Annotated in this window: 12 protein-coding genes; 8 read left to right on the top strand and 4 right to left on the bottom strand. The window is 73.7% G+C overall.

Annotated features, from left to right (window positions below; genetic code table 11):
- The first annotated feature begins 213 nt into the window (after nt 1–213).
- A complete protein-coding gene (gene pip, locus KIS93_RS16570; protein ID WP_080036738.1) occupies nt 214–1,164 on the top strand; it encodes a prolyl aminopeptidase in 951 nt (316 codons plus the stop codon).
- Here pip and KIS93_RS16565 read toward each other — a convergent pair.
- Nucleotides 1,161–2,183, bottom strand: coding sequence for a nucleoside hydrolase (locus KIS93_RS16565; RefSeq protein ID WP_080036739.1), 1,023 nt, complete (start codon nt 2,181–2,183; stop codon nt 1,161–1,163). The two genes, pip and KIS93_RS16565, sit on opposite strands and share 4 nt — an antisense overlap.
- 126 nt (nt 2,184–2,309) lie before the next feature.
- Between KIS93_RS16565 and KIS93_RS16560 the strand changes: the two genes are divergently transcribed.
- Nucleotides 2,310–2,861: a CGNR zinc finger domain-containing protein gene (locus KIS93_RS16560; RefSeq protein ID WP_222107490.1), complete on the top strand. Its 552-nt coding sequence runs from the start codon at nt 2,310–2,312 to the stop codon at nt 2,859–2,861.
- 175 nt (nt 2,862–3,036) lie between these two features.
- Nucleotides 3,037–4,620 carry a serine/threonine protein kinase gene (locus KIS93_RS67500; protein WP_186404274.1) on the top strand — a complete coding sequence of 528 codons (1,584 nt, stop codon included), beginning with the start codon at nt 3,037–3,039 and terminating at the stop codon, nt 4,618–4,620.
- Between the two features lie 28 nt (nt 4,621–4,648).
- On the opposite strand, the gene KIS93_RS16550 is transcribed toward KIS93_RS67500, so the two are convergent.
- Nucleotides 4,649–5,416 carry an IclR family transcriptional regulator gene (locus tag KIS93_RS16550; RefSeq protein ID WP_080036741.1) on the bottom strand — a complete coding sequence of 256 codons (768 nt, stop codon included), beginning with the start codon at nt 5,414–5,416 and terminating at the stop codon, nt 4,649–4,651.
- Between the two features lie 128 nt (nt 5,417–5,544).
- On the opposite strand from KIS93_RS16550, the gene KIS93_RS16545 reads away from it, so the two are divergent.
- Genes KIS93_RS16545 through KIS93_RS16525 form a run of 5 tightly spaced genes read left to right on the top strand, consistent with a single transcriptional unit; the run spans nt 5,545 to nt 10,433 of the window.
- Entirely contained in the window at nt 5,545–6,696 is a 1,152-nt protein-coding gene (locus KIS93_RS16545) for a cupin domain-containing protein (protein ID WP_080036742.1), read from the top strand.
- Complete coding sequence (locus KIS93_RS16540) at nt 6,693–7,547, top strand: fumarylacetoacetate hydrolase family protein (RefSeq protein ID WP_080036743.1); 855 nt, start codon at nt 6,693–6,695, stop codon at nt 7,545–7,547. Before KIS93_RS16545 ends, KIS93_RS16540 begins: the two co-directional genes overlap by 4 nt.
- Nucleotides 7,547–8,260, top strand: a complete 714-nt coding sequence (locus KIS93_RS16535; protein WP_080036744.1) for a maleylpyruvate isomerase family mycothiol-dependent enzyme — start codon at nt 7,547–7,549, stop codon at nt 8,258–8,260. The genes KIS93_RS16540 and KIS93_RS16535 overlap by 1 nt, the downstream gene beginning before the upstream one ends.
- 25 nt (nt 8,261–8,285) lie before the next feature.
- The gene (locus KIS93_RS16530; RefSeq protein WP_080036745.1) at nt 8,286–9,497 is read left to right on the top strand and encodes an FAD-dependent oxidoreductase; all 1,212 of its coding nucleotides are present in this window, start codon (nt 8,286–8,288) and stop codon (nt 9,495–9,497) included.
- Between the two features lie 6 nt (nt 9,498–9,503).
- Nucleotides 9,504–10,433 carry an intradiol ring-cleavage dioxygenase gene (locus KIS93_RS16525; protein ID WP_080036746.1) on the top strand — a complete coding sequence of 310 codons (930 nt, stop codon included), beginning with the start codon at nt 9,504–9,506 and terminating at the stop codon, nt 10,431–10,433.
- On the opposite strand, the gene KIS93_RS16520 is transcribed toward KIS93_RS16525, so the two are convergent.
- Both KIS93_RS16520 and KIS93_RS16515 read right to left on the bottom strand, forming a co-directional pair.
- Nucleotides 10,430–11,611, bottom strand: coding sequence for a glycosyltransferase family 4 protein (locus KIS93_RS16520; protein WP_080036747.1), 1,182 nt, complete (start codon nt 11,609–11,611; stop codon nt 10,430–10,432). The genes KIS93_RS16525 and KIS93_RS16520 overlap by 4 nt on opposite strands.
- A complete protein-coding gene (locus KIS93_RS16515) occupies nt 11,608–12,306 on the bottom strand; it encodes a sulfotransferase family protein (protein ID WP_230465973.1) in 699 nt (232 codons plus the stop codon). The genes KIS93_RS16520 and KIS93_RS16515 overlap by 4 nt, the downstream gene beginning before the upstream one ends.
- Nucleotides 12,307–12,408 lie beyond the last annotated feature (102 nt).

Raw genomic sequence — 12,408 nt, 5'->3', positions numbered from 1 at the left:
ACGGGGCGATGCCGGCGCGCTCCACCACCGGTGACGGCCCAGCGATCGGCTGGGCGATCGGCTGGGCGATCGGCTGGGCGCGGCACACGTACGTGGGCGACTCCGGGTCGGTCGCCGCGGGGCCCGATCCGGCGATCCTGGGCGCGGGTGCGCCGACCTCGGCAACGAGAGCCGGCCACCGGCGTCCGGGACGGTGATCTATCTTCGGGTAGCGTGATCGACTGGTACCCGAAGACGGAGCCGTACGACTCCGGCCTGCTCGCCGTCGGCGACGGCAACGAGATCTACTGGGAGACCTGCGGCAACCCCGCCGGCAAGCCCGCGCTGTTCCTGCACGGCGGCCCCGGCGGCGGCCTGCTGCCCGACCATCGGCGCTTCTTCGACCCGGACGCGTACCGGATCGTGCTGTTCGACCAGCGCAACTGCGGCCGCAGCCGCCCCCACGCCGGCGACCCGGCCGTCTCGCTGCGCCACAACACCACGCCGCACCTGGTCGCCGACATCGAGCGGCTGCGCGAGCACCTGGGCGTCGAGCGCTGGCTGGTGTTCGGCGGAAGCTGGGGGACGACCCTGGGGCTCGCGTACGCGCAGGCGCATCCGGGCCGCGTGACCGAGCTGGTGCTGCGCGGCGTGTGGCTCGTCCGGCCCGGTGACGAGGCGTGGTCGTTCACGCCGTCGGGGGCGGCGCACCTGTTCCCGGCCGAGTGGGCGGCCTTCGTCGCCCCGATCCCCGCCGAGGAGCGGCACGACCTGATCGCCGCCTACGGCCGCCGCATCGCCGACCCCGACCCCGCCGTGCACCTGCCCGCCGCGCGCGCCTGGATGGGCTGGGAGCTGTCGGCGAACACGCTCCTGCCGGTCGCCCCGCCCGACCTCGACGACGCCGTGCTGCTGGGCTTCGCCCGCATCACGCACCACTACATCGCGAACGGGGCCTTCCTCCCGGACGAGGGCCTGCTGGCCGGCATCGACCGCATCCGCCACCTCCCGGCCGTCATCGTCAACGGCCGCTACGACATCAAGACGCCGCCCGGCCAGGCGTGGGCCCTGCACCAGGCCTGGCCGGAGGCGGAGCTGCACATCGTGGAGGACGCCGGTCACGGCGGCTCGGAGCCCGGCATCCGCAGCCTGCTCATCCAGGCCACCGACCGCCGGCGTTCCTAGGGGCGGCCGTTCAGGGTGTCGAGGAAGCGTTGCTCGAACGCGGCCCGGTCGGCGGCCGTGCCGTAGCGGAGCCGGCCTCCTGCCGGGGACAGGAACGTGCGGCCGGCCGACGGGCCGCTGAGCGCGACGTCCACGCGTCCGTACGTGAACTCCACGTACCCGGGGCGGACGGCGCTCATGGCGGCGAGCGGGTCCCACCAGTAGAGGAGGTTCTGCGCGATCAGGGGCCGCACCTCGGGATGCGTGACGATCTCCAGGACGGTGGCGGCGGCCGGGGTGCCGTGGTCGGCGGCGAGCCGGTCCAGGAACGGGTCCGTGATCGGCACCTCGTTGGCGGCGTCCAGGGACACCATGCGGACGGTTCCCCGGCTGCCGGTGAGCACGGCGCGGGCGGCGGCGGGGTCGAGCCAGTAGTTGAACTCCTGCGTCCCGTCGAACTCCGGCGGCGTGCCGCAGCACAGGTTCCCCGGCACGTGGAGGGCGCCGCCCATCGTGGTCAGCCGTGCCGCCGAGTACGGCAGGGCGGCAGCCGGGTTGGTGAGCGGGCCGGTGGCGATGATCTGGGTCGCGGGGTCGTCCCGCAGCAGCTTCCTGATCAGCTCGGGGGCACGGACGGCCGACGGGCTCTCGTCCCCCGCACAGCCGGGGGTGGCCGCCGTGAGCACCCGGTCGAAGAGCCGGCGCAGGTCGGCGGGGAAGGAATGGGGCCCGGTGCCCGAGCCGTCGGCGATGCGGACGCCGCGCAGGCCGAGCCGCTCGGCCAGGCACCTGGCGTGCCGGATGGCCCGGCCGGGTAAGCCGGCGCCGCTGTTCGTGACGGTGATGGCGCGCAGGTCGATGCGGCCGGCGTGGTGCTCCTGGGCGAGGTAGGCCAGGGTGGCGGCGTCGTCGAAGTCCATGTCGGTGTCGAAGATGACGGCGGGCCGCTCGGGTGCGGAACGGGCCTGGGCGGCGGTCGCGGGGATCAAGGACGTCGCGGCGAGCAGGGTCAGGAGGAGGGGCAGAAGGGCTCTTTTCATGAGATTCCCGGAGAGGTGGGGTGATCGGTACGAACTCCAGTCAAACCCGGAGCTGTTTCATTTCGTCTTCACCGCCCTTCCGCCCGGCGATTGCCCGATCGGGGCGTCACCTGTCAAACTGGTGATGTGAAACATGTCTTCCTGTGTGGCAACCCCGCACTCGACTTCGCCTGCACGATGCGCGCCCGCCGCACCGACCGCTTCGAGACGCTGGACGCCCCCGCCGCGCTCGACTCCTGGTACGTGGAGTGCGGCCTGGTCAACGAGGCGCCCTCCTGCTCCGGGGACGATCTCGCGCGGGCCGTGCGGGTGCGGGAGGCCATCTACGCGCTGGTCACCGCCCGCCTCGCCGGCGAGGGCTACGACGAGCAGGCGCTCGCGCTGGTGAACGAGGCGGCCCGCACGCCACCCGCGACCCCCAGGCTCACCGCCACGGGCCGGTGGACGGAGGCGACCCCCGAGCAGGCGCTGTCCACGGTGGCGCGGCACGCCATCGAGCTGCTCAGCGGGCCGGACGTGCCGCTGATGAAGGAGTGCGCCAACCCCGAGTGCACCAAGGTCTTCATCGACCGGTCGCGGGGCGGGCGGCGGGAGTGGTGCGGCATGGAGTCGTGCGGCAACAAGGTCAAGGCGGCGGCCTACCGGGCCCGCAAGAAGCAGGCGGTCGCGGCGCACTAACCTCAGCCCGCGAGGGGCGGGGCCGCGGCGCGTCGGCCCGCGAGGGCGAGGCTGCGGCGCGTCGGCCCGCGAGGGGGCCCGCTGGCCTCATCCCTGGGGAACGACCTACAAGTCGGGATTTATCTCGCTAAGGTGCATGGGGTCCGTCCCGGCCGTCACAGGAGTACCGCCGCCCATGCCCCACGCCGAACCGCTGCGCCCGGGCGACCCCGAGGCCATCGCCGCGTACCGGATCACCGGGCGGCTCGGCGAGGGCGGCCGGAGCGTCGTCTACCTGGGCTGGGCGCCGGACGGGCGGCCGGTGGCCGTCAAGGTGCTGCGGGAGGCCGCGCGCGGTGACGACGGCCGGTTCGCCCGGGAGGTCGACGCGGCCCGGCGGGTGCAGCCGTTCTGCGTCGCGCAGGTGCTCGACGCCGGCGCGGGCGGGCGGCCGTACATCGTCAGCGAGTACGTCGAAGGGCCCTCGCTCCAGCAGGCGGGCCGCCACCACGGCGCCGACCTGCAGCGGCTGGCCGTCAGCACCGCCACCGCGCTGGCCGCCATCCACCGGGCGGGCATCGTGCACCGCGACTTCAAGCCCGCCAACGTGCTGCTCGGGCGCGACGGGCCGCGCGTCATCGACTTCGGCCTCGCCCGCGCCGCCGGCACCGCGCTCACCGCGGCCAGCGGCGTCGTCGGCACGCCCGCGTACCTGGCGCCCGAGCAGCTCGCCGGCGCGCCCGTCGGGCCGGCGGCGGACGTGTTCGCCTGGGCCTCGGTCATCGTGTTCGCCGGTACGGGCACGCCGCCGTTCGGTGACGACTCGCTGCCCGCGGTCATCAACCGCATCCTGAACCAGGAGCCGTTCCTCGGCGACCTGCCGGCGCCGCTGCGCCCGATCGTCTCCGCCTGCCTGGCCAAGGACCCGGCGGCCCGGCCGAGCATGCAGGACGTCCTGTTGCACCTCCTCGGCGACGGCCCCGCCGCGCACGCCGCGCCCGCTCACCATGCGGCGCCCGCTCACCATGCCGCGCCCGCTCACCATGCCCCGCCCGCTCACCATGCGGCGCCCGCCCCGCCGGTGGGCCGGGGGCGGCGGCGGTTGCCGTTGGTCGCCGGGGTTTCGGGTGGGCTGGTCGCGTGCCTGGTGGCCGGGGTCGTCGTGTGGAACGTCCGGTCCGGCGACACCCCCGTGACGCCGGTGCTGGCGGCCGGCTCCGGCGAGCCGACCCCGTCCGCCACGAGAAGCAAGCACCGCGCCCGCACCACGCCGTCCACTCCCCGAAGCACCCCCGAAAGCACTCCCCGAAGCACCCCAAAAAGCACGCCCAGAAGGACCCCCAAGAGCACCCCGTCGCCCACCGTCACGACCACGCGGCCGCGCCCCACCCCGTCCCGGACGCGGACGGCGGCCAGCCGGCCGTCGCCGTCCGCCAGTGCGAGGAAGACGCGGCCGGCGGCGGCCTCGTTCAGCCTCGCGTACGTGCGGGTCGCCGGCGCGTCGAAGATCAACCCTGAGGGCGTGACCTGCTACACCGGCTCGATCGGCTTCGGCATCGGCCTGGACGCGAGCCAGGCGGGCGCCCCGTTCTCCTACCAGTGGATCGTGGACGGCCAGGTGCTGGAGAGCGGCTCCAGGAGGATCCCGTCCTACGGCAAGAGCGACTACTTCGGCTCGAAGAAGGAGGTCAGGCCGGAGCTGGGCACGTCCCACACCGTGGTCTTCCAGCTCACCTCCCCGCAGCGCAGGAGCAAGTCGGCGACCTGGACCATGTGCTGATGGAGCCGGCCGCCCAAGACAGGAGGGCTCACATGGCGGCGCCGCGCAGCTCCGCCTCGATGTCGCGCGCGGTCGCGGCCAGCGCGCCGACCAGGCCGGGCAGCAGGTCCCGCGAGAAGCGCGTGGTGGGCATCGACACCGACACGGCCGCCTGGGCCGTGCCGTCGGCGCCGCGCACAGCCCGGCCGACGGCGGTGACGCCCGCTTCGGTGCGGCCCGCGTTGATGGCGAACCCGCGCTCCCGCGTCGTGCGCAGCTCGCGGCGCAGCGCCGCCAGGTTGGGCCGCTGCTCGGGCCGGTCGGCCCACTTCTCCGCGCTGTAGAGGAGGTCGAGCCGCTCGGGCGGCAGGTCGGCGAGCATGACCTTGCCGCCGGACGCCAGGTGGGCGGGGAAGACCATGCCTTCGCGGTTGCCGACCCGCAGCGCCTGGGCGCACTCCACGGTGCCGATGAACCGGACGTGGTCGCCGGCCAGGATGACGAGGTTCGCGCTCTCGCGTACCCGCTCGACCAGCGCCGCCAGGTGCGGCATGGCGATCGCGCGCAGGCGCGAGGTGTGGGACAGGGAGCTGGCGCCGAGCGAGAGCACGGGCCCGGCCGCGTACCGGCGGTCTTCGAGCTGCACGGCGAAGTCGCGGTACACCAGCATGGCGAGCAGCCGGTGCGCCGTGGAGGGCACGACGCCGAGCCGTTCGGCGGCCTCGCCGACGCCGAGCGGCCCTTCCACCTGCAGCATGACGGCGAGCTGCAGCGCGTGGTCGACGCTGCGGATGGCGTAGTTCGGCGGATTCTTCACAGCGGGTCCGGCGGATTCTTCACAGCAGGTTCGGCGGATTCTTCAGAGCAGAATGTCCTGTTCTTCTGGCGCGCCCAGGCTACAAGCTGGCACCGACGGCATCGAGCCGCACGCCCGAAGGAGCCGAGATGACCCACACCGCGAACCATCCGGTGCGCCTCGCCGTGGTCGACGCCCCGGACCAGCCGCCGCCGTCGCCCGCGCTGGAAGAGCTGTACCGCGGCTTCGAGCGGGAGCTGCTGATCCCGCTCTGGACGGAGATCGGCGACCTGATGCCGCCGCACCCGCGCTCGAAGGCGGTCCCGCACCTGTGGCGCTGGCGGAGCCTGCTGGCCCTGGCGGAGCGGGCCGGGCACCTGGTGCCGGTCGGCCGCGGCGGGGAGCGGCGGGCGATCGCGCTGGCGAACCCGGGGCTGGGCGGCCGGCCGTTCGCCACGCCGACGCTGTGGGCGGCGATCCAGTACCTGATGCCGGGTGAGGACGCGCCGGAGCACCGGCACACGCAGCACGCGTTCCGGTTCGTCGTCGAGGGCGAGGGCGTGTGGACGGTCGTCGGGCGCGACCCGGTGCCGATGCGGCGCGGCGACTTCCTGCCCCAGGTGGGCTGGAACTGGCACGCCCACCACAACGGCGCGGCCGAGCCGATGGCCTGGATCGACGGCCTGGACATCCCGTTCCAGTACGCCGTGGACGCCCAGTTCTTCGAGTTCGGCCGGGACCGGATCTCCGACGCCGAGCGCACCACCCCGGACCGCTCCCGCTCGGAGCGGCTGTGGGGGCATCCGGGCCTGCGCCCCGTCTCCGCGCCCGGCCCGCGGCCGGGCACCCCGCTGCTGGCCTACCGCTGGGCCGACACGGACCGCGCGCTGGCCGACCAGCTCGACCTGGAGGCGGAGGGGCACGCGGGGACGGTCGAGCCGGGCCACGCGGCCGTCCGCTACACCAACCCCACCACCGGCGGCGACGTGCTGCCCACCATCCGGGCGGAGATGCACCGGATCCGGGCCGGGGCAGAGACCGCGCCGCGCCGCGAGGCGGGCTCGTCGGTGTTCCAGGTGTTCGACGGCAGCGGGCGCGTCACGGTCGGCGACTCGTCGTGGTCGGTGACGCGCGGCGACCTGTTCGTGGTGCCGTCGTGGCAGCCGTTCTCGGCCAGGTCCGAGGCGTCGGCGTCCGACTCCGACTCGGGCGCGCTCGATCTGTTCAGGTTCAGCGACGGGCCGGTCTTCGAGGCGCTGCACCTCGACCGGGTCACCGTGGAAGGGAACGACCAGGCATGAGGCTGGCCACCATCCGCACGTCCGATGGCCGGACCAGGGCGGTGCGCGTGGACGGGGACGCTCTCGTGGATCTGGGCGCCGCCGACGTGGGCGAGCTGCTGGCCCGGCCGGGCTGGGCCGAGCGTGCCGCGCGGGCGGACGGCGACGCGGTCGAGAGCGCCGGGTTCGCGCCGGTCGTGCCCCGCCCCGGCAAGATCGTCTGCATCGGGCTGAACTACCGCACGCACATCCTGGAGATGGGCCGCGAGCTGCCCCGGTATCCGACGCTGTTCGCCAAGTACGCCGAGGCGCTGATCGGCGCGTACGACGAGATCCGGCTGCCGCCCGAGTCCGGCCAGGTGGACTGGGAGGCCGAGCTGGCCGTCGTCATCGGCGGGCGGGTGCGGCGGGCCGGTGAGGCGGAGGCGGAGGCGGCCATCGCCGGGTTCGCCGTGCTCAACGACGTCACCATGCGCGACTGGCAGTACCGCTCGCCGGTGTGGTTGCAGGGCAAGACGTGGGAGGCCAGCACGCCGTTCGGCCCGTACCTGGTCACCCCGGACGAGCTGCCCGGTGGCACCCGCCCCTCGCTCACCCTGACCGGGTACGTGGACGGCGAGGTGGTGCAGCGGGCCGACACCTCGGACCTGGTCTTCGACCCCGTCGCGCTGGTCCGGTACGTCTCCACGATCGTCACACTCAACCCGGGCGACGTGATCGCGACGGGCACGCCCGGCGGGGTGGGGCACGCCCGCGAGCCCGCCCGCTACCTCACCGACGGCAGCGTCCTGGCCACCGAGATCACCGGCCTGGGCCGCGCGGAGTCGAAGGCGGTGGCGGAGAAGCCCGCCGCCGCTGAGGGGGTCTCCTGATGGCGGCCCGGCGGAGCCTGGCCGACAGCCTGCGCTGGATGGCCGAGGGCACCGGCACGTTCTTCGACGCGCTCGCCCGCCTGCCCGACGACCGGCTGGACCGGCCGACGGCGCTGACCGGCTGGACCGGCAGGCACCTGCTGGCGCACGTCGCCGCGAACGCCGACGCGCTGCTCAATCTGGCGCACTGGGCGAGCACGGGCGAGGAGCGCCCCATGTACACCTCGTTCGAGCAGCGCGACGCCGACATCCGCACGGGCGCGGTGCGGTCCCCGGCCGAGCTGCGGTCCTGGGCCGCGACCTCCGCCGGGCTGCTGGAGAAGCGGCTGTCCGGGCTGGACGAGCGGCAGTGGGCCCGGCCGGTGCGCACCGCGCAGGGCCGTACCGTCCCGGCGACCGAGATCCCGTGGCTGCGGGCGCGGGAGGTCATGGTGCACGCCGTCGATCTCGGCGCGGGCGTCGGCTTCGCCGACCTCCCGCCGGACTTCCTCGCGGCCCTGGTCGACGACATCGCCGCCAAGCGCTCCGGCGCCGCCGACGGCCCCGCGCTCCTGCTCGAGGCGACGGATCACGACGGTACGTGGCACGTCTCCGGCACCGGGGACGGCCCCGTGACCGTCACCGGCACCCTCGCCGAGCTGGCCGCCTACCTGTCCGGCCGGGCGAGCGGCCCGGGCGGCCGCCCCGCACCCGCCCTGCCGCGCTGGCTCTAGCCCCCCGACGAGAGGAACACCCCGGATGACCAGTGTCGACGTAGTGGTGGTGGGCGGCGGCATCGGCGGCCTGGCCAACGCCCTCGCCCTCAGCCGCAAGGGCCTGCGGGTGCGGGTGCTGGAGCGGGCGAGGGAGTTCGGCGAGGTCGGCGCCGGCCTGCAGATCGCGCCCAACTGCACCCGCATCCTCGACCACTGGGGCCTGCTCGACGAGATCGTCTCGCTGGGCGTGCTCCCCGAGCACATCGTCATGAAGGACGCCCTCGACGGCAGCGTCCTGACCCGGCTCGACCTGCACGACGTGGAGCGCCGCTACGGCTTCCCTTACGTGGTGATCCACCGCAGCGACCTGCACGGCACACTGCTGCGCGCCTGCCGCGAGGCGGGCGTGGACCTGGTCACGAGCGTCACGGTGACCGGGTACGAGCAGGCCGCGGGCGGTGCCGTGGCGGTGCATGAGGGCGGGCGGGAGTTCGGCCGGGTGGTGATCGCGGCCGACGGGCTGCACTCGGTGGCCCGCCGCCTGCTGAGCGACGACGAGCCGGTCAGCTCCGCGTACGTCGCCTACCGCGGCGCCGTGCCGTTCCACGAGGTGAGCGGCCTCGACGTGCACCCCAAGGACGTCGTCGTCTACATCGGCCCCCGCTGCCACTTCGTGCAGTACCCGCTGCGCCAGGGGGAGATGTTCAACCAGGTAGCGGTGTTCGAGTCGCCCAAGGCGCTGGCCGGCGAAGCCGAGTGGGGCACGCCCGACGAGCTGGACGCGGCCTTCGAGCACACGTGCGCGCAGGTGCGGGCGGGGCTGCCGCTGATGTGGCGGGACCGCTGGTGGCGGATGTTCGACCGGGACCCGATCATGAGCTGGGTCACCGGCAGGATCGCCCTCACCGGCGACGCGGCGCACCCGCCGCTGCAGTACCTGGCGCAGGGCGCGGTGATGGCGATCGAGGACGCCTGGGTGCTGTCGGAGCACGCGGGCGGTAACGGTGACTGGGACGCGGTGCTGGCGGCGTACGACGCCGTCCGTCCCGAGCACTGCCGCCGCGTGGTGACGACCGCGCGCGCCTGGGGGAACCTGTGGCACCACGACGGAGACCAGCGGCTGTGGCGCAACGACGTGCTGCGCGGGCGCGACGTGCACGACTACACCTACGTGGACTGGCTGTTCGGGCCGACCGCGCTCACCCCCGAGCAGGAGCCGCCGATGTTCCCGGGAGCCGGGGCGATCGTGTCATAGTGGGGCATGAGCGAGGAGCAGGACGCCCGTGAGCAGGCCCTGGTCGAGCAGGTGCTGGCGGCCTTCGAGGGCACGCCGTCGCCCCGGCTCAAGCAGCTCGTCCAGGCCCTGGTCAGGCACCTGCACGCGTTCGTCCGCGAGACCCGGCTGACCACGGAGGAGTGGGAGGCGGCGATCGGCTTCCTCACCGCCTGCGGGCACATCACCGACGACCGGCGGCAGGAGTTCATCCTGCTGTCCGACGTGCTGGGCCTGTCGATGCAGACGATCGCGGTCAACAACGAGGCACGCGGCGACGCCACCGAGGCGACCGTGCTCGGGCCGTTCTTCACCGAGGGCGCGCCGGAGATCCCGATCGGCGGCGAGCTGCCCGGCGGCGCGGCGGGCGAGCCGTGCTGGGTGGAGGGCGTGGTCACCGACACGGCGGGCGCGCCGGTGCCCGGCGCCAGGATCGAGGTGTGGGAGGCCGACGCCGACGGCTTCTACGACGTCCAGTACGGCGACGGCCGCACGGCGGGCCGCGCCTGCCTGCACAGCGACGACCAGGGCCGCTTCGCCTTCTGGGGGGTCACGCCGACGCCGTACCCGATCCCGGCCGACGGCCCGGTCGGCGACCTGCTGAGAGCCACCGGGCGCTCGCCGATGCGCGCCTCGCACCTGCACTTCCTGGTCTCCGCCGAGGGGCTGCGCACGCTGGTGACGCACATCTTCGTCCGCGGCTGCGCGTACCTGGGGCGCGACAGCGTGTTCGGCGTCAAGGAGTCGCTGGTCAAGGACTTCGTCCGGCAGGAGCCCGGCACCCCGGCGCCGGGCGGGCGGCGGATCGAGGGGCCGTGGACGCGGGTGCGCTTCGACATCGTCCTCGCCCCTGAGAAGGAAGGGTCGGACGCGCACCGGCCGGTGCCGGACGCGTCCGGGGATCGTCGAAGGCGTTAGCGGGTGGCCTTCAGCAGGTCGGCGTCGATCGGCCGGCGGTCGGCCAGCGCCGTGAACAGCTTCTCCCACATCGGCATCACGACGTGCGGGGTGTAGCCGTAGGCCGTCTCGGCCGCGGTGGCGCCCAGGCGCAGCCGCAGCTCGCGATCGCCCATCACCCGGCCGAGCGCCTCCGTCATGGCGGGCACGTTGCGGGGCGGCACGAGCAGGCCGTCCTTGCCGGGGGTCAGCACGTCGGCGGGCCCGGTCGGGCAGTCGAAGGCGACGATCGGCAGCGCGTGGCCCATCGCCTCGATCATGGCCATCGGCAGGCCCTCGATGCGGGAGCTGAGCGCGTACACCGACGCCCTGGCCAGCTCCTCGTGGATGCGGTTGCTGCGGCCCATCAGCCGGATCCGGTCGCCCGCGCCGAGCTCGTCGATGCGCTTCTGCAGCCGCTCCTTCGACGGGCCGGTGCCGAAGATGCGCAGCTTCCACTCCGGGTGCTCCTCCGCGGTGGCCGCGAAGGCCGGGATGAGCATGTCGAAGCCCTTCTGCGGCACCAACCGGCCCACGGCGATCACGATCGGCTCGCTCTGGTCGGAGTGCTTGCGCTCGTCCATGTGCACCGCGTTGGGGATGCGCACGACCGGCGTGTCCTTCAGCAGCTTGCGGTACTCGCGGCGGCTGGTCTCGGTGAGCACGGCGATCGCGTCGAAGCGGCCGTAGTGGCGGGCGATCTGCTCGCGGACCCGCTCATGGTAGGAGGCGAGGTTCATGTGCTCCTGGGCGACGCGGATCACGCTGGAGGAGGCGCGGCGGGCGGCGATGAGGTTGAGCGCGGGACGGGTGGTGACCAGGATGCCGTCACGCAGGCCGGAGACGTACTCGATGACGGCCGCCTCGACGCGCTCGGTGAAGTACTCGGCGGCGAACTCGCCGTACGGGACGATCTTGCCGCGGGCCCGCCGCCACACCTTGCGGGCCAGGGAGTCTGCGGTGACGCCCGCGCGCTGGTCCACCAGCGTCGACAGGCGCACCAGCGGGTCGATCGCGAACTGCGGCTCGGTCCTGCGCCGGACCACGCTGACGATCTCGACGTCGTGGCCGGCCGCCGCCATCGCGTTGGCCTGGTTGACCACGGTGCGGATGGTGCCGCCCATGCCGTAGGCGTGCAGCAGCATGTAGCGGATCCTCATGTCAGGTACTCCCAGGTCCTGCACATGTCCTTCAGCACATCAGGGATCTGGTCGGGGCGGGGCAGGTCGCGGCCGCGTTGTACCGTTCCTGAGCGGATCTTGTCCTTCCAGTCACCCAGGCCCTTCGTCACGACGTCGGGGGTGCCGTAGGTGAGCAGCTCGGGCGCCCAGGGCACGCCGAGGAAGTCGCAGATGGCGCGGCCGACGCGCTCGGGCTCCGCGGTCAGCTCCTCGTAGCGGACGGTCAGGCCGGGCAGGGCCTTGCGCGCGCGCTGCACGGCCTTCATGTATCGCAGCGCGTCGGCGGCGGCCTCGTCGGGGGTGCGCTTGCCGGGGCTGGCCTCGTACCAGGAGCTGGCGATCGAGGCGGGGTGGCGCAGCAGGAACACGAACCGCGCGTCCGGCCAGCAGGTGGACAGCCGCTCGTAGGCGAACGCGTTGGCCGGCGTCTTCTCGACGATGTACCGCTTGCCGCTGCGGACCAGCTCCCGGTGGAGCACGCGGTCCCACAGCAGGTGCTCCAGGTCGGCCTTGTTGTGGCCGAGTGCCTCCATGGCCTTTTCCGCCAGCGAGGTGTCGAATTCCACTCGCAACCGGCGTACGTGCAGCTCGTGCGGAGCGTGCAGGTCCGGGTGAGCGTTGAGCATCGCCCGCAGCAGCGTCGAGCCCGATCGGACCGGCGAGATGATGAACACCGGCGCCTGCACGAGGCGATCGGTCTTCGGATCCGCCGGGAGCCGGAAAGGCGTTTCCGGCCGTTTGACCGGAGCCTTTTCCTGGACCGTCGTCGTAGCCGC

The organism is [Actinomadura] parvosata subsp. kistnae (genome assembly GCF_900323885.1).
GTDB classification, from domain to species: Bacteria; Actinomycetota; Actinomycetes; order Streptosporangiales; family Streptosporangiaceae; genus Nonomuraea; species Nonomuraea composti.
Note: the sequence above shows the minus strand (reverse complement) of the source record. Positions and strands in the feature narration are given on the sequence as shown.